This is a genomic window from Pseudomonas sp. GYB4201, from assembly GCF_056312595.1.
Genome location: NZ_JBWGIG010000009.1, coordinates 193,478 through 214,552 on the forward strand (window position 1 = coordinate 193,478; position 21,075 = coordinate 214,552).

Below are 21,075 nucleotides of genomic sequence, written 5' to 3' on the forward strand. Positions count from 1 at the left end.
GCGGGGTTGTGCGCAGGGTTTCGCGTAGCCGCTGCCGCCAGGCTGCGCTGGCCCCTGAGTGCACTGGAGATCTTCAGCGAGGTGAAGGGTTGCGCAGCCTGCGGCAGTGGCTACAGAGACACGTAGCAGCTGCCGAAGGCTGCGTCCGGTGGCAGTCCTGTGTTGCCCCGGGACGCGGCCTGGGGCCGCTGCTACAGCGGGTTGTGCGCAGGGTTTCGCGTAGCCGCTGCCGCCAGGCTGCGCTGGCCCCTGAGTGCACTGGAGATCTTCAGCGAGGTGAAGGGTTGCGCAGCCTGGGGCCGCTGCTACAGCGGGTTGTGCGCAGGGTTTCGCGTAGCCGCTGCCGGCAGGCTGCGCTGGCCCCTGAGTGCACTGGAGATCTTCAGCGAGGTGAAGGGTTGCGCAGCCTGCGGCAGCGACTACAGCGACGACCGCAGTGTCTCCGCGAAGACAGTTGCTGCTACAAAGGGCTTCCGCGGGCTGCTCTACATTAAAAGTAATACCCAATGTTCACGTTGGTGCGGTAATACCACTGGTTGCTCCCGCTCGATGACGTGCTGGTCCACCCCGTGCCGTTCTCCGCCCCTCCGAACGGGTTGGCGTTCTTCGCCCAGGTGAAGTCCACCCACGCCATGATCGGCATGGCGATGAACTGCGCGCCCACGGTGAACATCTGCGAGTCGTCCCAGCCGCTCTTGTCTTTCATCATGCGGCTGTAGTCGTTGTACAGCTTGATCTTCTTCAACTGCCCAAGGCTTGGCGTATAGATGTCATAACCCACGTTGAGCGAGGCGAGGGTGGCCTTGGCCGCGATCAGGTACGCAGGCGTCAGGCCGTTGCCGCCCATCAGCACCGAGTCATTGCTGACGCCGGTGGGGTTCTTGGGATCGTATTCGTAGCGGATGCCCTGGCCTGTCACGGTCCACGGCCCGCTGTTGAAGATGGCGTGTACACCGGCGGCCCAGTAGCTGCCGTTGTCGTCGGTGGTGGCGTTGTACAGCTGCGAGGCGGCCAGCGAGGCGCCGATCTCGCTGCTCCAGTCACTGCCGCGGAAGGTGCGTGCAACCCGGGCGTTGACCTGGTTGCGCTTCTCGTTGTCCTGGCGCGACTGGGTGATGGCCACCGCGTTGTCCTTCAAGTCGGCATAGCGGCCGATTTCCGGCGAATAGCGGATATCGGACGGCAACATGCGCGGGAAATAGCCCAGCTGCAGATCCCAATCCTTGTCCTTGTAGCTGTACTTCAGGCCGGTGCCGGCGCTTACCCCGTAACCCATGAAGAAGGGGATGTGGTAGCTCCAGCCGAACTGTGGATAAGGTTCCAGGCCGAACGGCTTGAACGGCGCGCCCAGTTGCAGGGTGGAGTTGCTGGTGAATTTGTAGCCAACGAAACCGTGGTCCACCGAATGCTTGCCATCGTCCTGGAACCAATAGCCCACATCGCCATACGCCTGTTTATAAGTGGCCTTTACGTCGAGGCGGAAGGTGTCGAACAGGAAGCGCCCGTTGTTCTCGGTAGTCTTCCAGTGCTCGTCGCGGTAGTTGGTGCGCAGCGCACCGCCGATGTCCAGGCTGCTGTCGCCATCGTCACTGCGCCAGGCGATATGCGGGAACGGTTTTTTAACGTCACTGGGTACATCGGGTGCAGCCGGGCCGGGTTCGGCGGCCAATGCAGCACAACTGCTGATAATCAAACCCAGGCCAATCACAGACTTTTTCATTGCTATCCCCAACCCTGCAAAGTTGCTGCGGTTAAAAACAATGGGCAACAGTTTTCCGTGGCTCGAATGGGCGAGCGCGGTGTTGAATCATTGAGTGACAGGGCCCACTGTTTTAAGGATGGAACGCTGTGTTATGTGTGAACCCACGATGGATTTAGCAGGAAGTGTGCCAGTGATTTAATTATGGTCTGGGCTAAATAAAGCCAGCTAATTCAATGCTTTATATATAAAACAGGTTGTTTTGTGCCGCCCTTGAAACACCGCGATAGCCCGGTAACAGCGGTGTGCTTCCTTAGTGCACGGCCACCTCAATATGGGGCGCTGGGCTACGTTCATAAAAAAGCCGGCATATTCGCCGGCTCCAGGAAGTTATATATCCAATATCAACCGTCGACTCTTGCAGCCCGATACACACACCATCATCGACTTGTTGGCCGCGCGTTCTGCCTTTGTCAGTACACCATCACGGTGATCAACATCACCTTCCACAACTTTGGTTTCACAGGAACCACACACACCCTCGCGGCAGCTGTAATCAATGTCACAGCCCGCTTCCAGCAATACATCAAGCAAGTTCAACCCAGGCTCTACATTCAATGTTTTGCCCGACTTGCTGAGTTCCACGCTGTAGCTGCTTTGCGCTTCCTCGCTCGGTGCAACTTCTACCGCCGCGAAGCGTTCGATGTGCGCATGTGGATAACCCAGGCTTTCGCAGGTGCTTTCAAAGGCATTCAGCATCGGCGTCGGCCCGCAGCAGTAGAAGTGCGTGTCCGCTGGCTGGCCCGCCAGGTAGTGGGCCAGGTCCGGCGGCACGCCTTTCTCGTCGTTGAAGTGGTAAACCACCTTGGCGTCCAGGCCGCCCAGCGATTCGACCAGCGCCGCCTCCTGGCGTGAGCGCGCGCAGTAGATCAGCTGCGCCGACTTACCCAAGGCCAGCAGCTGGCGGAACATGCAGTAGATCGGGGTGATGCCGATGCCGCCGGCCACCAGCACGCTGTGTTTCGCGTTCAGGTCCAGGGCGAAGTTATTGCGCGGCTGCGAGATCTTCAGCTGCATGCCCACGCGCAATTGCGCGTGCACGTATTCCGAGCCGCCGCGGCTGTTGCGGTCGCGCAGGATGCCGACCACGTAGCGGCCCTGGTCGCTGGGCGCGTTCAGCAGGGAGTAGCTGCGCACCAGGCCGTTGGGCAGGTGCAGGTCAATGTGCGAGCCGGCTTCGAACGGCGCGAACACGGTGTCGCCCCACGGGCGCAGTTCGACGCTGATAATGCCTTCGGCTTCGTAGCGCAGGGTGTGTACCAGCGCGTTGATGGTGTGGTTAACGGACATGCTTGGGCTCCCCGGCGCGCTTACAGTTGCTTGGCTTCGATCAGCTCGAGTTGCGCCTTGGCCTGGCTCTTCAGGTAGCGGCGCAGGCGCACCACGCCCAGGTCGTGCTGGTAAAGGTTTTCGCGCTGGTTGGCGTCCGGCTCCATGAACTCCAGCAGCACGCGGTCCTGTTCCAGCACGGCCCAGTGGCGAGCTTCCAGGCGGTTCTTGTAGAGGAAGCGCCAGGTGTCGCGCTGCCAGCCGGTGAGCGGGCGGGCGCGCCAGTGGAACACCGCAGCCAGCGCGCGGCTGCTGGGGGTGTAGCTACCGATGATGGTGAAGTTGCCGCCCGGGCCGCCGGTTTTCGGGTAAGGAATTTCCAGGCGCAGCCAGTGGCAGCCGTTGTCGAGGAATTCAGTCCAGTCGAAGTTGACGCCGCGCTGGCCTTCCTTCTCGAAGAAGAAGCCCTGGTCGGTGTCACGGGTGACGAACTTGGCGGTGGCTTCGCCTTCGCTCATGGAGTGGGACATCTTGTGCAGGTAGGTGCCGTGCATCGGGTCCATGACGTTGTCGAGCACATAGCGGTAGTCGCCTTTCCACTCGGTGTAGCAGAGGAAGCTGCTCCACTCGGGCGAGGTCAGCTGCTCGGGCAGCACCAGCGCCGGCGGCGTGTCCAGGTGCGGGTCGGTGGCGTTGAACAGGAAAATCGCGCCAGCGGCCTCGCGGGTGTGGAACATACGGGTAGGGCGGGCGCCTTCCAGCTTGCAGCCGGGGCTACCGGGCACCTTGGTGACGGTGCCGTCGCAGCGCACTTCGATGCCATGGTACGGGCACTGCAGGCGGTCACCCAGCACCGGGCCTTGGGACAACGGTGCGCCACGGTGCGGGCAGTGGTCTTCCAGGGCATGAACCTTACCGTCGTTGTCACGCCACAGGGCAATCTTGTAGCCCAGGCGGCGCACCGACAGCGGCTTTTCGCCCAGCAGTTCGGACGGCAATACGGGGAACCACAGGTCTTTCAGGCCGTTGGCCAGCAGGTTCTCAACAGGGTCAGCGGTCACGTGCATATTCATGTTCTTCTACCTCGGGCGTCTTACGCGCCCAGCCGGGCCATCAGGGTCTTGTAGGCTTCTTCGGTCCACTCGCCGGTGGTCAGCGGGCAGGGTGGGCCGGCGTGGTTCAGGTGTGCCAGCAACGCCGGCAGGTCGGCGACGCCGCTGCCGTAGGCGCGTTCGATGGAGTCGCCCAGCAGGTCTTCGAAGGGCGTGTTGGGGCGTTTGCGCGCCTGATGGGGCTGCAGGTACGGTTCGGTGTTGTTCATGTCATTGGCCTTTGAATAGGGGAATAGGGCTCAGCGCTGGCCGCTTTCCTTGGGCTTGTCGGTGAGGAATTTGCCCTGGGGCGCTTCCACGTGCTGCTGGCGCCGGGTGTTGCCGTCGATGCCGCCGGCAATCGCCCACTCGGCGAACACCGTGGGGCCCGGTTCGAACTCCCGTGGCTGCCATTCGCCGGTCAGCTGGTCTTCGTCGGCGTAGTACTCGATCAGCGCGCCGGCGGGATTCTTGAAGTACCAGAAGAACGCTGATGACACCGGGTGGCGGCCCGGGCCGATCTCGGTGGCCCAGCCGCTGCGCGAGATGTGCATGCCGCCGCCGAACACTTCGTGCACGTCGCGCACGGTGAAGGCCACGTGGTTCAAGCCGGCGCGCGGGGCGGGCAGTTGCAGCATGAACAGGTCGTGGTGGCCGCCCTCTTCGGCGGTGCGCAGGAAGGCGCCGCGGTTGGGGTAGCGGTCCGAGGCCTGGAAGCCGAAGCGCTCGTGGTAGAAGGCTTCGCAGGCGTTTACGTCTGTGACGAAGAACACCACGTGCCCCACTTCGATCGGCGTGGCGCGCTCATAGATCGGCGCTGGTTTGTTGATACGGCCCTTGGTCTGCCAGGTGTTGTGGCCGCTGCATTCGATCTCCAGCTCACGCTTGCGGGTGACCTGCAAGCGAATCGCCAGGCCGTTGGGGTCGGTGCAGCCAATGCGGCCGTTGCCTTCCACAAAGCCCGGGTCTTTGGCGATGCGCTCGCTGTACATGGCCAGGTCGGCTTCGTTCGCCACGCCCCACACCACTTCGCGCACGGTGGAACCGGCTTCGATGGCGGGCGGCAGGCCGGGTTTGTCGATGGCCGCCAGCACCACGCGGCAGCCGTTGAGGGTTTCGAAGATCACCTCGTCGGCCTGCTCGCTGACCTTGTTCAGGCCCCAGTCGCTGAAAAAGCGTGCGCAGGTGGCCAGGTCCTCGACGCCGTAGGTGACTTCATCAATACCTAAAACGCTCATCACGCTACCTCTCAGTGGCCGTTGGCCCAGGCCAATGGCTGTTCGTTCATGCCCCAGTAGAGGCTCTTCTGTTCCATGTACTGCAAAATCCCCAGGCGGCCTTTTTCACGGCCCAGGCCGCTGTCGCGCCAGCCGCCGAACGGTGTGGAAATGGAGAACTGCTTGTAGGTGTTGATCCACACCGTGCCCGCCTGGATCTTGCGGCCCAGGGCCCAGGCGCGTTTGTAGTCGCGGGTCCAGATGCCGGCCGCCAGGGCGTACAGGCTGTCGTTGGCCTGCTCGACCAGTTCGTCTTCGTCGTCGAAGGGCATCGCCACCAATACCGGCCCGAAGATTTCCTCCTGGCAGGTCTGCTGGCTGTTGGTCAGGCCTTCGAGAATGGTGGGCGGGAAGAAGTAGCCGTTGTCGTAGATGCCGCCGGTAGGACGCTGGCCGCCCAGGCGCAGGCTGCCACCTTCGGCGAGGCCCAGGGCCACGTAGCGTTCCACCGACTCGCGGTGGCTGGCGCTGATCAGCGGACCCATCTGCGTGTTTTCGTCGGCGGGGTCGCCCAGGCGCAGTTTCGCCGCGCCAGCCACCAGGCGCTCCATGAACGGCTCATACAGCGAGCGCGCCACGAACAGCCGCGAACCGGCGATGCAGGCTTCGCCCGACGAACTGAAAATGCCGTACAGCACCCCGGCCACGGCGTGGTCCAGGTCGGCGTCATCCAGCACGATGGTCGGTGACTTGCCGCCCAGTTCCAGCGACACCGGCATCATCTTGTCGGCGGCAATGTGGGCGATGTGCTTGCCGGTCCTGGTGCCGCCGGTGAACGACACGCGCTTGATCAGCGGGTGCTGGGTGAGGGCGTCACCCAGCAGCGAACCCTTGCCGGGCAGCACGCTGACCAGCCCTTTGGGCAGGCCGGCGTCTTCGCAGATGCGCGCCAGTTGCAGGGCCAGCAGCGGGGTGATTTCCGCTGGCTTGATCACCACCGCGTTGCCGGCTGCCAAGGCTGGCGCGACTTTCTGCGCCTCGCTGGCGATGGGCGAGTTCCACGGCGTGATCGCCGCCACGACGCCCATGGGCTCATAGACGCTCATGGTCACGAAGTCGCCGCGCGACGGCGTGATGGTTTCTTCCAGGGTTTCGCAGGCCGCTGCGAAGAACTGGAACGTGCCGGCGGCGCTGGCCACCAGCGCGCGGGTTTCACCGATGGGCTTGCCGTTGTCCTGGCGTTGCAGCTGCGCCAGTTCTTCGCTGCGCTCGCGAATAAGCGCGGCGATGCGGTACAGCACGCTGGCGCGCTCATGGGGTTTGCGCTGCGCCCAGCCGCTGTGCAGGAACGCTTCATGGGCGCCGCGCACGGCGTCTTCCACGTCTTCCAGGCTGGCGGCGTTGAGCCAGGCCACCGGCTCGCCGGTGGCGGGGTAGCGGGTGGCGTAGCGTTCGCCACGGCCCAGGCGCCACTGGCCGGCGATGCAGATGGGTAAGGTCTGTTCCAAGGTCATGTTCATCCCCTAGATGGAAATCGCGTGGGCGTGGTTGCCGAGGGCGCGGACCACGCTGTACACGGTAAGGGCCGAGGTCTTCGGGTTGGCCTGCAGCGGCTTGCCGCGCAGGCTCAACTCGAAACCACCGAAGGCGCCGCGGGCTTCGAACTGGTGCACGTTTTCGTCGCTGTACGGATCGGCGATCAGCGTTACGTGGGTGCGGTCCAGGCCGATGCCCGCCAGCGACAGGGTGGCGGCGACGTTGGCGTTCCTCGGATAAAGCTGCGCGGCTTCGCGGGCGCTGCCCTGGAAAATCACCGTGGCTTCGGTGATGGTGTCCAGGTCGCAGGCCAGCTCGCCGGGCGTGTTCTTCCAGGCGCGCGCCGGTTTGCGGCCGGTGTAATTGACCGCGTCCAAGCCGCCGACCTTGGCGGCCGACAGCGCATCGATGCCGCCGATGGCGCCGGGCAGCAGCTCGATGCGCGTCTGCCCACGCTCGGCGGCCGCCTCCAGGCGTTCCACCAGGCCCACTTCCGACAGCGCGCCCACCGACACAATCAGGCAGGCGATGCCACGCTCAAGCGCCGGCAGCACGTGTTCCTCGATGGCCCGGTGGCCGGCGCACTCCACCAGCAGGTCCGGGCGGGCGTCGGCGGGCAGGGCGGTGAGCACTTGCGGCGGTTGGCTGAAACTGGCCAGGCGCTGGCGCACCAGGTCTTCGGAACCCGCCGAGGCGATGACGTAGTCAACGCACAGGCTTGGGTCCTTCTCCAGCAACTCCAGCACGCCGACGCCAATGGCGCCGCAGCCGATCATGGTGATATGCAGCATGGCGCGGTCCTCAGGCAGTGGCCTTCTGAGCCTTGGTTTCGCTGTTGGGCGGGCCGGCGAACTGGGTGGCAAAACCACCGACGGCAAGCATGTCCACTTCCAGCAGGAAGGGGCCCGGCTCGGCGAGTGCACCTTCGATCACGCCGCCGAAGTTTTTCAGGTCGCTGACCAGCGCGTGGCGCAGGCCCATGGATTCGGCCAGCTGCGCGTAGTCCGGGGTGTGCAGTTCCACGTAGGCGTGGCGGGCGCCGTAGATGGCGTCCTGGATATTGCGGATCACGCCGTAGCGCTGGTCGTTCATCAGCAGGATCACCACGTTGGCTTTTTCCTGCACCAGGGTCGCCAGCTCACCCAGGTTGAGAATGAAGCCGCCGTCGCCGGCCAGGGCGAACACCTTGCGCTCCGGCGCGGTTTCGGCAGCCGCCACCGCGGCGCCAATGCCCATGGCCAGTGCCTGGCCGATACCGCCGCCCAAGGCGTGCACGCCGGCGCGCGGGTGGAACAGGTTGATCAGACGGTTGCCCCAGATGCTGTTCGACAGGGTCACGTCGCGCACCCAGGAGAAGTTGCGGCCAGTGACGGCTTGCAGCTGTTCCACCAGGGCGGTGTAGGGGCCCAGATCGCTGTTGAGCTGGGCGCGGGACTTGCTGCGCACCGCAGATAGTTCCACGTGGAACATTGGGTCTAAATTCAGTCGGCCTTCCAGTCGGTCGGCCAAACCGTCCAATGCCAGGGCTGTATCCCCGCACACGAACTGGTCGCTGCTGTAGCTGCGGCCTTCGATGGCTGGGTTGGCGTCGATGCGCAGGGTGGTCTGGGGCAGCTTCAGCGCGTACTTGAAGGTCTCGTTGGAGCGCAGGCGCGAACCGGCCACCAGCAACACATCGCACGATTGCATGAACTGTTCCACGGCACGGTTCTGCGAGAACGCACCCAGGCAACGCTCGTCGTCTTCGTTCACTACGCCGCGGCCTTGGGTAGAGGTGATGACACCCACGCCCATGGCCATCAGTCGCTTCACCTGCTTGCCCGCATGGCGCGCGCCGCCGCCGAGCCACAGCATCGGGCGCTTGGCACCGGCCATGCGTTCGGCCAGCGCATCCAACGCTTCCGGTGCCGGCACTGCGACCGGGATCGGCAGCGGCGCCAGGTCAGTCGGCATGGTGATGAAGGTGGATTGGATATCGATCGGGATCTCGACGCTGACCGGGCCGGTGGGCGCGGTGAGGGCGGTCTGCACGGCCAGCTTCAGGGTGCTGAGCGCGGTCTCCACGCTGCGCACGCGGAAGGCGGCTTTTGACACGGCCTTGAGCATGGTCAGCTGGTCGCGGGCCTCGTGGATGTAGGCGAATTCCTGGTCCAGGTATTGGGTCTCGATCTGCCCGGTGATGTGCAGCAGTGGCGTGCCGGCGGTCTGTGCTTCCACCATGGCGCCGGCGGCGTTACCGGCCGCGGTGCCGGTGGAGGTCAGGCACACGCCCAGGCCGCCGGTGGTGCGCGCGTAAGCGTCGGCCATGTTGGTGGCGCCGGCTTCGCCGCGGGCCATGACGAAGCGGATGTTGCCGCGCACGGCGAAGGCATCGAGGATCGGCATGTTGTGAATCGAGATGACCCCGAACGCGGCCTTCACGTCGCACTGTTCGAGGAACGCAGTAATGGCAGCACCTACGGTGACTTGGTTGTCGTTACGCATGACGGGACAGGCCTCCAGAAACGTCGATATGGCTGCCTGTGGTGTAAGCCGACAAGGGCGAAGCCAGGAACAGGATCGCGCGGGCTGCCTCTACGGGCAGGCCCAGGCGGCCCAGGGGAATGTGTTTGCGTTGCGCCAGTTGCGCGGTCCATTGCGGCCAGTCCAGGTGGCGCTCTTCACGGGCTTCGAAGCGGCGGCGCCACTGGCCCGACTCCACCAGGCCGATGAGGATGCCGTTGACCCGGATGCTTTTCTCGGCGAACTCGGTGGCCATGGAACGCACCAGGTTCTTCAGCCCGGCGCGGGCGGCCGAGGTGGCGACCATGTGCGGCTCGGGCTGGCTGGCCAGCAGCGAATTCACGCAGACAATGGCCGCCGCCGGGCAGCGTTCAAGCTGGGGCATGAAGGCGCGCACCGGGTTGATCACCGAGAAGAACTTGAGGTTCAGCTCTTCGGTCCAGGCCGCATCGGTGGTGTCGGCGAAGGTCGACACCCGCCCTTGGCCGGCGTTGTTGATCAGCATCTGCGCCGGGCCGAAGGCGGCTTCACTGGCGGCGGCAAACGCCTGCACGCTGGTGGCGTCGAGCACGTCGCACACCTGGGCCAGCAACTGAGCGTGAGGAAAGCGTGCGCGCAGGTCGGCTTCGGCGCTGTGCAGGCGGTCTTGGTTGCGGCCACAGAAGGCGACCTTGGCGCCGGCTTCCAGCAGCAGTTCGACACAGGCCAGGCCGATGCCGGAAGAGCCGCCGGTGACGATCGCCGTGCTGCCTTGAATCTGATAAAGGCTCATCTCAGTCCCTCATCAGCGCAGTGACGCGGCTGCCATGGCTGGGGGTGTAATTGAGCAGGCGCGACAGTTCGTCGGCGCTGCGGCGCACCTGGGCCAGGGTTTCCTCGAAATTGACGTGGCCAATTTGCGTGGTCGGAATGGTCACGCCCAGCGCTGCCACCACGCAGCCGCTGTGGTCGCGCACGGGCGCGGCAACGGTGGAGATCGCCGATTCGAAGAAGCCTTCGCCGCTGACGTAGCCACGCTGGCGGTCGGCCTGCACCAGGTTGAACAGGTCCAGCACGGTCTTCGGCGTGCACAACGAGTGCTGTTCCAGGTGCTCTTCGGGGTACAGCTCGCGCAGCTCGGCCAGGCTCAGGTCTTCCAGCAGGATGCGCCCCAGCACGGTGGCGTGGGCGGGCAGGCGGGTGCCGACGTTGACCGCGCTGGAGAACACCGACGGCGGCGAGACCTTGGCGACATAGACGATGGAGCGGCCGTCGCGTACCACCAGGTTGCTGGGGTAGTTGAGCTTGTCGCACAGGCGCGCCAGCAGCGGCTGGCCCAGTTCGGTCAGTTCCAGCGACGCCAGGTACTCGAAGCCCAGGCGCAGCACCGACATGCCCAGGCGGTATTCATTGCCGCTGCGGGTGACGAAGCCCATGGTTTCCAACGTGGTGAGCAGGCGGAAAATGGTCGAGCGCGGCAGCTCCAGGCGGCGCGCCAATTCCGGCGCCGTGAGGGTGCGGTTCTGCCGGCTGAATTCGCACAGCAGCAACAGGCCGCGCTCCAGGCCCGGGACAATGTATTTGTCCTGGGCGTCCTTGTTCAGATCTGAGTCGTTCATTGGGCACTACCTGTCAAAGATTCCTTGAGGGCGAAGGCCAGGCGGCCTGCCACCACGGCGGGTTGTTCTATGGGGCTGGCGTGGCCAGCGTCGGCGATCAGGTTGAAGCTGGCGCCCAGGGCCTTGGCCAGGGTCAGGCAGCCTTCGGGGGCAGTGATCGCGTCGGCTTCGCCGCAGTGCACTTCGCAGGGCACCGGCAGCGGGGCGTGGCGCAGCAGGTCGTCGCCGCACAGCAGCTCGATGGCCTGGCGATAACCGTGTTGATTCAGGCGTGACATGTTCCAGCGCACCCAGGCCAGGGCTTTGGCAGTGGGCCGTGGCGAGAGCATGGCGCTGCTGCGTTGGGCAGCCATTTGCGCGATGCCCAGGGTTTCCAGGGTGCTGATGCGTTTGCTGCGGATCTGCTGGCGCTGGATTTCGCGGCCAGGGTCGCCGTAGCCACGCGCCGGGCTCAGCAGCACCAGGCGGCTGACGCGCGTGGGGTGCAGGCAGGCAAACGCGGCGGCGGTGATGGCCCCCAGCGAATGGCCCACCAGTACGCAGCGTTCGATGCTCAGTGCATCCAGCGTGTGCAGCAGTCGTTCGGCATAGGCCTCGGCGCGCGGCGCGGCAGGCGCCAGCGGCGTGGACTCGCCGTAGCCGGGGGCGTCCCAGGCAATCACCCGGGCGCCCTGGCCCAGTTGCAGCGCCACTTCCAGCCAGGAGCCAGCGCCCGAACCAATGCCGTGCAACAGCACCACGGCCGGGCCGCTGCCGGTTGTGCGCACCGCCTGTTGGCCGCCGGGCACGTCCAGCAGTTGCTGGGGGAAGCGGCTGGCCAGCAGGCCTTGCAGTTCGGTGCTGGGGTCGAGGTGTTCAGTGGCGTGCAACATGGCTTCAACCGCGCTTGATCGAGGCCAGAGGGTGCTCTGGCGGGTAGGTCGGGGTGATCGGCTTCTTGGCGCCGAGCATCACGCACATCAGCGCGTCTTCGTCGCCGATGTTGATTTCCTCGCGGTACACGCCTGGCGGCACCGAGATCACGTCGCGGTCGGTGAGGATGGTTTCGTAGCGCTCGCCGTCCTTCTCGATCACCACCTTGAGCTTGCCGCGCAGCACGAAGAACACCTCTTCAACGTCGGTGTGCAGGTGCGACGGGCCTTCGTGGCCGGCAGGAATCACCATGGTGGAGAAAGTGAAATGCTCCGACGGAATGGTGTTCATGTCGGTGCTCACCCCGGTGCCGCCGGTGCCGATGTAGCGCATCTGCGCGCGGCGGTACTTGGGGTCGTAGTCGGCCTGGAATTTCAGCGCGTTCCAGTCGTACTTGCGCGTGTCGTAGCGGGCGATGCGGGTCTGCATCCAGGCTTCCAGGCTGGCGCCTTCAGGGCGTTCCCAGCTTTTCGGGGCTTGTTGTTGTGCGGCTAGATCAGTCACGGCTGTCTCCTTCTCAGGGCATGACGAACCCGCCGTTGACCGGCAGGGTTTGTCCAGTAATGAAACGGGCAAGGTCGGAAAGGGCGAAGATCACCGCGCCGCTGACGTCCTCGGGCAACTGCGCGCGCTGGATGGCGCGCTGCTCGGTGTACAGGCGGTGGCGTGCCTCGGGCACGTAGGCGGTGGCTTCCACCAACACCAGGCCGGGGGCGATGGCGTTGACGGTGATGTTGTCCTTGCCCAGCTCGCGGGCCAGGCTGCGGGTCATGGCAATGACGGCGCCCTTGCTGGCGACGTAGGCCAGCAGGTTGGTGGCGCCCCACAGCGGGGTGTCGGAGGCCAGGTTGATCACCGCGCCGTGGCCGCTTTGGCGCAAGGCCGGCAGGCAGGCCCGGGTCATCAGCCAGGTGCCGCGCACGTTGACCTTCATCACCGTGTCCCAGGTGTCGATGTCCAGCTCTTCGCAGGTCTTGCCGCCGGAGTTGGTCACCGACGCGTTGTTCACCAGGCCGTCGAGGCCGCCCAGTTGTTGGGTGGCGGCGGCCACGCAGGCGTCGATGGACGCCGGGTCTGCCAGGTCCACCACCAGGCCGGTGACGTCCAGGTCCATGGCCAGCAGCTCGGCGGCGGCCTGCTGCACGCGGTCGGCAAGAATGTCGGCGATCACCACCCGCGCGCCGGCGCGGGCAATGGCTTCGGCAAAGGCCAGGCCCAGGCCGCGGGCGCCACCGGTGACCAGCACGCGGCGGCCTTCAAGCAGTCGAATGGAGGGCTTCATCATTTAGTACTCAGCATGGCTTTGGGCAGGTAATGCAGCACGCGCTTCTCGGCCCATACCACCGCGCCGTAGGCCAGCACGCCGATCAGGGTGAGCATGACAATGGCGACGAACACGCCACTGGTGTTGCCCTGGCCCTCGGCGTCCACCAGCAGGAAGCCCAGGCCCTGGTTGCCGCCCACCAACTCGCCGACGGTGACGCCGATGACGGCCAACGTGGAGGCGATGCGCAGGCCGGAGAACAGCGCGGCCATGGCCGAGGGGAACTCCACCAGGTGGAAGATCTGCCAGCGGCTGGCGTTCATGGTGCGCACCAGGTTGATCATGTCCGGGTCCACGGTGCGGATCGCCGACAGCACGTTGATCATCACCGGGAAGAACACGATCAGGATGGCGATCAGGATCTTGGGGTAGATGGTGTAGCCCAGCCACATCACGAACAGCGGCGCGAAGGCCACCTTCGGCGCAATCTGCAACGCCAGGATGTACGGCGACAGCATCGCCTCGGCCGACGGCGACAGGCCAAGGGACACGCCGATCATCACGCCCAGCAGGGCGCCCAGGCCGAAGCCGACGATGATCTCGAACGCGGTGATCAGGGTGTGCTTGAGCAGGCTGCTGCTGCCCCACATGGCCAGGCTTTCCTGGGCCACGCGGCTTAGCCTGGGCAGCACGAACTCGGGCATGCCCAGCAGCCCGGGGCCGAACTGCCAGGCCAGCAAAAACACAATCAGCAGGGCGAAGCTGCCCAGCACGGAGGAATTCAGACTTCTCATCAAGGGCTACCTGTGTTTATCCCGCGGCTACTTGGCGGCCGTCGTGGTATCGATGAACTGGTTGGTGTAGAGGTCTTCGAGCTTGGGCTCCTTGGCGACGATGCCTTCGCTCACGTAGAACTGGCGCACCTTGTCCAGGCGGGCCGGGTCGACCTGGCCGAGCACGGCCTGGTGGGCGTAGACGTTGTCGACGTACAGCTTGAAGGTGCGCTCCAGCGCCGCTTCCTTGCCGGCGTAGGCGGGCACCGCCTTGGCGAAGGTGACGGCGGCCGCGTGCGGGTCCTGGATGATGTCGCGCATGCCTTCCAGGGTGGCCTGCACCACGCCGCGCACCACGTCGGGGTGGTGCTTGATGGCGTCGTCAGAGGCGAGGATGGCCTGGGCCATGCTCTCGAACACCTGGTCCTGGGGGATCATCTTCACTTTTACCCCGGCGTCCTCGGCGTCCACCACCCAGTCGGCGACACCGGCCATGGCGTCAGCCTTTTTCGCCGAGAACAGTTGCCACACGCCCGCCGGGCCGGCCGCCTGCACGTCGACGTCGTCCTTGCCCAGCCCGGCCTTGCGCAGCGAGGCGAGCAGGGCGTAGTAGGTGGTGTCGGAGTAAGACATCACCGTCAGCGTCTTGCCCTTGAGGTCGGTGATCGAGTTGACGTTGGCGTCGGCGTTGGTGGCGATCATGGTCACGCCGCCCGCGCCCAGCACTGCCACCGCACGCACCGGAATGCCGTTGGCGCGCACCACGATCGGCGTATCGCCAATGGCGCCGCCCACCAGCGCGTTGCCGGCGCCGATCTGCTTGGCCACGTCGACCCCGCCCTTGGCGGCGATGAAGGTGACGTTCAGATCCTTGCTGCTGTAGTAGCCCTTTTCCTTGGCAATCACCCAGGGGGCGAAGGCTGGCAAGGTCGGCGGCGCCGGCAGCAGGTAGGTGACGTCCGTCTGCGCCTGGGCCAGGCCCGCAAGGCCCAGCCCGGCGGCGAGGATCGTGGTGGTGAACAGGGACTTGAACATGCGTGCTCCTGAATCGGTGATGGCCGTGAGGCGTTGATCAATGCAGTTCGGTGTCTTCGCCGACCTTCAGCAGCTCCATCAGCCGCCCGGCCAGCGGGCCGATCTCCGGCAGCTTGCGGCGCTCCAGCGGGTTGTTGCGGAAGGGCAGGTCCACCACGATTTCCTCGACGATGGTGCCGGGGCGGGCGCTCATCACCAGCAGGCGGTCGGACATGGCGATGGCCTCCACCAGGTCGTGGGTGATGAACAGCGCGGTCTTCTTCTCCTGGTAAAGCATTTGCGCCAGGTCCTGCTGCAGGATCATCTTGGTCTGCGCATCCAGGGCCGAGAACGGCTCATCGAGGAACAGCACCTGCGGGTCGATGGCCAGGGTGCGGGCCAGCGCCGCGCGCTGGCGCATGCCACCCGACAGTTGGAAGGGGTAGTGGTCGGCGAAGCCTTGCAGGTGGCAACGGTTGAGCAGATCTTCGGCGATGACCTTGCGCTGCTCCTTGGCCATGCCCTGAATCTCCAGGCCCAGCTCCACGTTGCGGCGGATGCTGCGCCAAGGCATCAGCAGGTCCTTCTGCAGCATGAACGCCACCTTGCGCACCGGCCCGGTCACCGCTTCGCCACCCACGAAGACTTCGCCTTCGCTGGGGCGGTACAGGCCCGAACCCATATTGAGGATGGTGCTCTTGCCGCAGCCGGACGGCCCGATGATCGACACCACCTCGCCACGGCGAATCTTGAAATTCACCTGGCGAATAGCGAACGGCGCTTCAGCCTTCCCCTTGGCCGGGAAGCACTTGCCGACCTGGCGAAACTCGATCTCGGTCGGCTCCAGGTCTTCCTTGGGAGCTTGCTGGTTCCATTGCGGGGTAACGGCATACATCTCTTTCACAGCCATTGGGGAAGCTCTCTGGTCTGTTTTATAGGTGATACGACGTTTAGTGCATGAACAATGCCAGCAGCGTTTCCCCACTAGATTTTTGAAAAAACCGTTATTTATTAGATGGTTAAATTCGAGTGGTTAATTTGTGCGCGTTCCACAGGTAAAACACGGTTTTCTATATGGCACGGATCTGCACACTGGCTGTGCGCGCGGTGTGTAACTGCGAGAAAAGAGTGCTTTTTCCGGTAACGTCGGCGATAGCGGCGTTTTGATGGCTTGTTTCGCTAATGAAATGCTTCCGACTCAACCCGTAGCAGCTGCCGCAGGCGGCGTCCTGACAATCACGGTACCCCAGCTATCCCCGCGCCTACCCACGACGCAGCGCGTCAGACGTGCCGCTCGTTCCACGTGGAACACTCCGGTCTAATTCCCAGGCCAGGCTAAGGGAAGTATCTGGAGAGGCCTTGCAGATTTGCGTTAGCGGCCACCTATGGGGTGTCGCGTCGTGCGCCACAGCGACCGCTTGTGCTGTAACCATCCAGACGAAAATGCTGGGGGCAATGCCTACGGGCAATGTCAATTGAGGGCGGCTCTAGCACAGGCCCGGCCGATAGTGCTCTTCTGGCTGGAGGTGCTAGCTCTTGCTAGGCCGGCTTAGTGACTAGTGATAAGAGGAGAATCCGCTCAAAAAGCCACCTAAAGGTAGGTGAATCGAACCATCCACCAATCTCCCGTTCTCGTACGCCCAGGATAGGTCGAGGGTTGTGGGGTGGCCGAGGCCTCAGGGTTTAACGCTGCACAACGCGCCTGGGTGCGTAATCCACCATAATTGCAGCCGGCCCGGGAGTTGCGGACGGCCGTTCCTTTGAAGGCGCCAGCCATCTTCATGGGCACCCGCCAGGGGCGGCGGGAGGGCATTGGTGCTCTGTGGTTGGATGTCCTTTGCTCACGCCTCTTCGCTAGCCAGAAAAAGGCTCTGCAAATCACCGCTAAGCGGATTGCGGTTGTTCCCGTGGGTTAACTCGAAGTCTTGGTCTACTCCCTCGATGAAGCTGGCACCATCAATGATTCCCAACAAATTAGATATAGTGTCAACCATGGTTTGCCGTATCACTTGAAGGAATGCGCGTTGCTGATCCTCATTTAATGAATTGAATAGGGCACGGGAATTTTGCCAGTATTTGTCGGATGCGTTGGTAGGGGGCGCTGAAAGTAATTCTTTATAAATCGATAAATTTTCGTCGATTACACATTTCTTAACGCTAGCCACAAAGTCTGCTGAATTAATTTTGCGCCTCGTTGAGTACGGGGATAGCTGCAGAGCAAAAGGTTGGTATGGGTGCATTAACCTGGTGTGTTGGAGTGGGGCAATTGACTGACCTCATTAGGTCGTTACTCACTCCAAAGGTTTACGAAGGCTTCAAACGAATCGGAAATATAAAAGATAGCTTTTGAGTTTGTATCGAAGGCCTCGATGCTTGCTGGTTCGATCTCGAAATTTAAACAAATCAGGTAGGCTCCAGCATCTCTAGCAATCGGTAAGAATTTCTCAGGTAGCCCATCAATGCAGTTTGGCCTCGAGTACCACAATACAGAGTAAGGGGCTGGAGTAGGAAGGAATGTGAAGAACTCACTTACGCATGTGGCTTCCTGGGCGCAGATCGGGAAGGACGATATTTCAGGGACGGCTTCATTCGCGTATTTTAAGAGGTCTATATAGCTTTCCGGAAATTCAACCCCAAGAGCTTCTTGAACATAAAAAATGGTCCGCGTGGCAACGGGCGATCGCTTTTCTATTCCGAACGAATTCCAGTCAAAGTCCATAGGTTTTCCGATTAATCACTCAGATTAGCATTGCAATGAAGAATACACGCTAAAAGTCGAGCCATACCTTATCCGTCCTAGCAGCTTTTGCTATTGCCTCTGAGTCGTCGTCTGGGGAAAGCTTGTTAATGAATTGCATTAAGTTGCAGTCTAGACATACCATTGCATCGCCTTCGTCAATAGAGTCATGGAACCAATAGAAGACTTTGCCTGATTTCGAGTTTAAACAAAATTGATCGCCTCCTGAAGCTTCTCCGAACGCATAAAACTCAGGGGGTAACTGATGCTCATACATTTCTGCTTTGTAGTAAACATTGCTATCGTCTGAGTTTGTTCCGTAAATTAGATCGATAACAAATTTTTTCCGTTTGGTATGATGTAGAATCTCAAGTTTGGCGCCGCGATTAAATGTAATAGCTCCTCCAAAATCGTTAATTATCTCCATGAGATGCAGATCTAATGTTTGTCCATTTGGGAGGCATTGTGGTGTTGTTCGGGCGACGGTACGTATGGCTTGTGCCCCAAGGGCATACTTCATATTGATGCTTGTAGGTGTCATATATTAACTGCCTTGAGCCATATTGTTGTGGTCAGTAAGAAGGGGCTAACAAAAATTCGAGTGTAAGTGTGAGAGATTTTTTTGATCGTTTCGTTAAGTGTAAATAAAGATTTTCTATCTGTCGACAAGTATGAAATTCCGGCCATATGCCTGTCAGCGATAGTGCCCCTTCGACGCGTCAAGCGCATTGATTATTTCGATATCGGTTAGCACCAGACCTTCTCGGCGCTGAAGGTCAATGTTCTTCCATTCCTCATTTTCGGCGATTTCAGTAATGCTCAGTTCGATTTTTTCCGACCTGAAAAAGTCGATAATTGAACGAATGTTCTCTTCGTGCTGAAGGTGGTCGTTCATATACAACTGGCAAGTATAAAATGGGCCTCTGCTACCCATTAGTAACATTTTGGAAGCGCTTGCCAGCGCCCAGCCAAGCTGAGAATGTAGGGATTTTGTAGCAGCCAAATTTTTGGTGGGGACGGCTGCAGCTATACTTATTTTAGGCATTAAAATTACGCCGGAATATTAGGGTTGAGTGGGCGATCTTCGTGTTGCTTTAGCACTAATGTCGAATATTTTTGCAAATAAATGATGTTGAAAGGTTTGCCTTGGCTGATTCTGTTTGTTTCTTGTTGTGGGGTGTTTTTACTCAAAGAAACCATTGTTTTCATCCAGCATGTTAATTATGCTGGACTCTTCTACGTCATATTTTTCCAGACCTCCAGCCGAGATGCCCTCCCAGTTTTGGTTTGAGCAAATCTCTATATATCTGAGGGGCACATTCCGAGACTGGAAAAATTTTGCTATATCTCGGATTTCTTTTGCACGCTCAACATGATCGTTGCCGAAAAGCTCGCAGGTGTAAAAAGGCTCGTTATCACCTGTGGCAAGTTTTTTTTGCGCTCCTATTATCGACAACTTTAGACGGCGGTGCAGGAATTTTATTGCCTCAATATCTGAGATTGGATGGGCGACAGCAATGCTAATTTTCGACATGTCGTAGTAGTTTCCGTCGGGAATGGTTGTGCGGCTACTTCAAGACTCGAAGGGTGCAGCGTGATCTTGGCGGTTGGAGGTTTCGTAAATTGCAGGGCCCCCTTGGATGCGTCATCAAGGGGGGCAAACGAAATTGGTGCCAATCAGGATTGAACTGAAGACAGTGCGTCATTGGCCGACGACGAAGGCACCCACATTGTTCCCTGCTGGGCTGTTTCATCCCGATGTGCCTTCTCAATGCGGTACAGCAACTCCTCCCCCAGCAGCTCCCGGTCCACCTTTTGTCCATCAGTCGTACGCAACCCACCGTAGTTGAAGCCAACCAGGTGCTTGCGGAATCCTTTGCCTTTAAAGGCATCGGCCACCTTCATGGGCGGCCACCAGCGCTTTCTGGCGAAGTGAGGTAGCGTATTGGTCTTTTCTGGGTAGATGTTGAGTGCCAGCCCGAGTTGGATGTCCTGCCAGGTGCTGAAGCGCTCGATCTCGAAGCTCTCGATGGAGGTGTACGGCACGATCCCATCGGCGTTGAAGAACTGGATGCCGTCGTCCTTGAGGATCATGAGTGGTATCGATCCTGCTTTTCGATTCAGGAAGGCCATCGCGAACGCATAGAGGGTGCTGGCCAGCAGGATGTAGGCCAAGGCAGTGGAACCCATGCGAATGGCTTGAATAGTGATGGGTAAGGCCAGGAGGCCCATGAGCAACGCTCTAATCAGAACGCGGCGCCCTTCACAAAAATAAAGTTCAGTAGTTGGCTTTTGCATTTTGTCCTCCATTGACAATTCTTGATCAAAAAAAGTTTCATTAGTTCGATGTTAGATGCTTATACTTTACCCTCTCTCTTGTGTATGCGTCGGTTGCTGTTAGGGTACACGCAACTCCGTAACGGAAATTTCTTCTTCTGGAAATGTGACCAGTACAGAAATCATAAGGTCGCTTCTGGTTTCTTCTTCTGTCCATAATGGAATATCTATTAAAGCTTCGCGTCCATTGTCCATTTCGAAAATATTTGATAGTTCAAGGAAGTTGTCTGGGGGCAGTGTGAGTGTCTGTCCATATTCAAAGATTACCCTCTGTAAATCAGGAACGTTCGTTCTTCCCAACCAATGGTTGACGGAGATTTTAGCAAAATCTCCAACGGACAAAGAGGATGCTAGTTCAAATAACTTTGCTTTTAGGTTTTTTGATAAGTTCATTTTTCCCGCCGGCTGAAAAAATGTGGCTGTGATGTTATGTAAGGTACCAAATCAAAAACTCGTAGAAGCTGTGCCATCGAGCTGAGATTTTTTTTGCTAGGAAGTCATTCCTGTCAGCGAGACCAAAATCGAAAATACAACCCGTTTCAATGTCGAGTAGATATCCGCCCTCGCCTTGTAGAGAGGTGAGGTATATTAAATTGTTCGGGAGTTCCCATACTTCGTGAATGAAGCGGGTGCCTTCTAAAATTTGCTCGCTTGGTTCGCATACGTCCATAATGTATTCGTTCGATGCGGTGCTTGCAAAGTTGGTCGGGCAATATCTGGTGTAGAACTCGGCGAACTCGCTTGCTACAGGGATTTTCAGATTGTTAATTGCTATTTTTGCTAATTGCTCATCTGTTCTATGGAATTCCCCAGCCTGCTTTTCAATCAAGGTTAAAAGCGTTGTTGGAATCATTGTTTCACCCTCTTGACGCGGCCTCACCAGTTTTGTGTGGCCTATTTTCAAGCAGTTTCCTCTCGAGCGGAGCGTGAGGGTTTTTCTTTCTTTCGAAGGGGTTAAGGGACATCCGCCTATTCTTGTGTCATCAGAAATTGTGTATTTTGGCTCAGTTAAATAACGGTCCTTTGCCACTTTGGCTGGAGTGGTGCGGTTGCTTGCAGCTGTTCT

23 protein-coding genes are annotated in these 21,075 nt (G+C 60.6%); all 23 read right to left on the reverse strand.

Annotated features, from left to right (window positions below; translation table 11 throughout):
* Window positions 1–490 precede the first annotated feature (490 nt).
* A complete protein-coding gene (locus AC0Z2B_RS11330) occupies window positions 491–1,720 on the reverse strand; it encodes a hypothetical protein (RefSeq protein ID WP_476296700.1) in 1,230 nt (409 codons plus the stop codon).
* A gap of 369 nt (window positions 1,721–2,089) precedes the next feature.
* Entirely contained in the window at window positions 2,090–3,049 is a 960-nt protein-coding gene (locus AC0Z2B_RS11335) for a PDR/VanB family oxidoreductase (RefSeq protein WP_476296701.1), read from the reverse strand.
* A gap of 20 nt (window positions 3,050–3,069) precedes the next feature.
* On the reverse strand, window positions 3,070–4,101 hold the full coding sequence (locus AC0Z2B_RS11340) for a Rieske 2Fe-2S domain-containing protein (protein ID WP_476296703.1): 1,032 nt from the start codon (window positions 4,099–4,101) through the stop codon (window positions 3,070–3,072).
* Window positions 4,102–4,121: 20 nt separating this feature from the next.
* Entirely contained in the window at window positions 4,122–4,349 is a 228-nt protein-coding gene (locus tag AC0Z2B_RS11345) for a recombinase-like helix-turn-helix domain-containing protein (RefSeq protein WP_476296705.1), read from the reverse strand.
* 30 nt (window positions 4,350–4,379) lie between these two features.
* On the reverse strand, window positions 4,380–5,357 hold the full coding sequence (locus AC0Z2B_RS11350) for a VOC family protein (RefSeq protein ID WP_476296707.1): 978 nt from the start codon (window positions 5,355–5,357) through the stop codon (window positions 4,380–4,382).
* Window positions 5,358–5,368: 11 nt separating this feature from the next.
* Window positions 5,369–6,850 (reverse strand): aldehyde dehydrogenase, encoded by a 1,482-nt coding sequence (locus tag AC0Z2B_RS11355; protein ID WP_476296708.1) that lies wholly within the window; start codon window positions 6,848–6,850, stop codon window positions 5,369–5,371.
* A 9-nt stretch (window positions 6,851–6,859) separates the two neighbouring features.
* On the reverse strand, window positions 6,860–7,663 hold the full coding sequence (locus tag AC0Z2B_RS11360) for an aspartate dehydrogenase (RefSeq protein WP_476296710.1): 804 nt from the start codon (window positions 7,661–7,663) through the stop codon (window positions 6,860–6,862).
* A 10-nt stretch (window positions 7,664–7,673) separates the two neighbouring features.
* The gene (locus AC0Z2B_RS11365) at window positions 7,674–9,356 is read right to left on the reverse strand and encodes a thiamine pyrophosphate-binding protein (RefSeq protein ID WP_476296712.1); all 1,683 of its coding nucleotides are present in this window, start codon (window positions 9,354–9,356) and stop codon (window positions 7,674–7,676) included.
* The gene (locus tag AC0Z2B_RS11370) at window positions 9,349–10,146 is read right to left on the reverse strand and encodes an SDR family oxidoreductase (RefSeq protein WP_476296714.1); all 798 of its coding nucleotides are present in this window, start codon (window positions 10,144–10,146) and stop codon (window positions 9,349–9,351) included. The genes AC0Z2B_RS11365 and AC0Z2B_RS11370 overlap by 8 nt, the downstream gene beginning before the upstream one ends.
* A gap of 1 nt (window position 10,147) precedes the next feature.
* Window positions 10,148–10,972, reverse strand: coding sequence for an IclR family transcriptional regulator (locus AC0Z2B_RS11375; RefSeq protein WP_476296716.1), 825 nt, complete (start codon window positions 10,970–10,972; stop codon window positions 10,148–10,150).
* Window positions 10,969–11,844 carry an alpha/beta fold hydrolase gene (locus AC0Z2B_RS11380; RefSeq protein ID WP_476296717.1) on the reverse strand — a complete coding sequence of 292 codons (876 nt, stop codon included), beginning with the start codon at window positions 11,842–11,844 and terminating at the stop codon, window positions 10,969–10,971. Before AC0Z2B_RS11380 ends, AC0Z2B_RS11375 begins: the two co-directional genes overlap by 4 nt.
* A 4-nt stretch (window positions 11,845–11,848) precedes the next feature.
* On the reverse strand, window positions 11,849–12,388 hold the full coding sequence (locus AC0Z2B_RS11385) for a cupin domain-containing protein (protein ID WP_476296719.1): 540 nt from the start codon (window positions 12,386–12,388) through the stop codon (window positions 11,849–11,851).
* A 13-nt stretch (window positions 12,389–12,401) separates the two neighbouring features.
* Window positions 12,402–13,166, reverse strand: coding sequence for an SDR family oxidoreductase (locus tag AC0Z2B_RS11390; protein WP_476296751.1), 765 nt, complete (start codon window positions 13,164–13,166; stop codon window positions 12,402–12,404).
* Window positions 13,166–13,942 carry an ABC transporter permease gene (locus tag AC0Z2B_RS11395; protein WP_476296721.1) on the reverse strand — a complete coding sequence of 259 codons (777 nt, stop codon included), beginning with the start codon at window positions 13,940–13,942 and terminating at the stop codon, window positions 13,166–13,168. Before AC0Z2B_RS11395 ends, AC0Z2B_RS11390 begins: the two co-directional genes overlap by 1 nt.
* Window positions 13,943–13,969: 27 nt before the next feature.
* The gene (locus AC0Z2B_RS11400; RefSeq protein WP_476296723.1) at window positions 13,970–14,956 is read right to left on the reverse strand and encodes an ABC transporter substrate-binding protein; all 987 of its coding nucleotides are present in this window, start codon (window positions 14,954–14,956) and stop codon (window positions 13,970–13,972) included.
* A gap of 37 nt (window positions 14,957–14,993) precedes the next feature.
* Window positions 14,994–15,830, reverse strand: a complete 837-nt coding sequence (locus AC0Z2B_RS11405; protein WP_416427503.1) for an ABC transporter ATP-binding protein — start codon at window positions 15,828–15,830, stop codon at window positions 14,994–14,996.
* Window positions 15,831–17,222: 1,392 nt separating this feature from the next.
* Window positions 17,223–17,654 (reverse strand): SMI1/KNR4 family protein, encoded by a 432-nt coding sequence (locus AC0Z2B_RS11410; RefSeq protein WP_476296725.1) that lies wholly within the window; start codon window positions 17,652–17,654, stop codon window positions 17,223–17,225.
* Window positions 17,655–17,703: 49 nt separating this feature from the next.
* Complete coding sequence (locus AC0Z2B_RS11415; protein WP_476296726.1) at window positions 17,704–18,213, reverse strand: SMI1/KNR4 family protein; 510 nt, start codon at window positions 18,211–18,213, stop codon at window positions 17,704–17,706.
* 153 nt (window positions 18,214–18,366) lie between these two features.
* Entirely contained in the window at window positions 18,367–18,717 is a 351-nt protein-coding gene (locus AC0Z2B_RS11420) for a hypothetical protein (protein WP_476296728.1), read from the reverse strand.
* 138 nt (window positions 18,718–18,855) lie between these two features.
* Window positions 18,856–19,206, reverse strand: a complete 351-nt coding sequence (locus AC0Z2B_RS11425; protein WP_476296730.1) for a hypothetical protein — start codon at window positions 19,204–19,206, stop codon at window positions 18,856–18,858.
* A 143-nt stretch (window positions 19,207–19,349) separates the two neighbouring features.
* Window positions 19,350–19,970 (reverse strand): hypothetical protein, encoded by a 621-nt coding sequence (locus tag AC0Z2B_RS11430; protein ID WP_476296732.1) that lies wholly within the window; start codon window positions 19,968–19,970, stop codon window positions 19,350–19,352.
* 99 nt (window positions 19,971–20,069) lie between these two features.
* On the reverse strand, window positions 20,070–20,402 hold the full coding sequence (locus tag AC0Z2B_RS11435) for a DUF7668 domain-containing protein (RefSeq protein ID WP_476296734.1): 333 nt from the start codon (window positions 20,400–20,402) through the stop codon (window positions 20,070–20,072).
* A 34-nt stretch (window positions 20,403–20,436) separates the two neighbouring features.
* The gene (locus tag AC0Z2B_RS11440; protein ID WP_476296736.1) at window positions 20,437–20,913 is read right to left on the reverse strand and encodes an SMI1/KNR4 family protein; all 477 of its coding nucleotides are present in this window, start codon (window positions 20,911–20,913) and stop codon (window positions 20,437–20,439) included.
* Window positions 20,914–21,075: the final 162 nt, after the last annotated feature.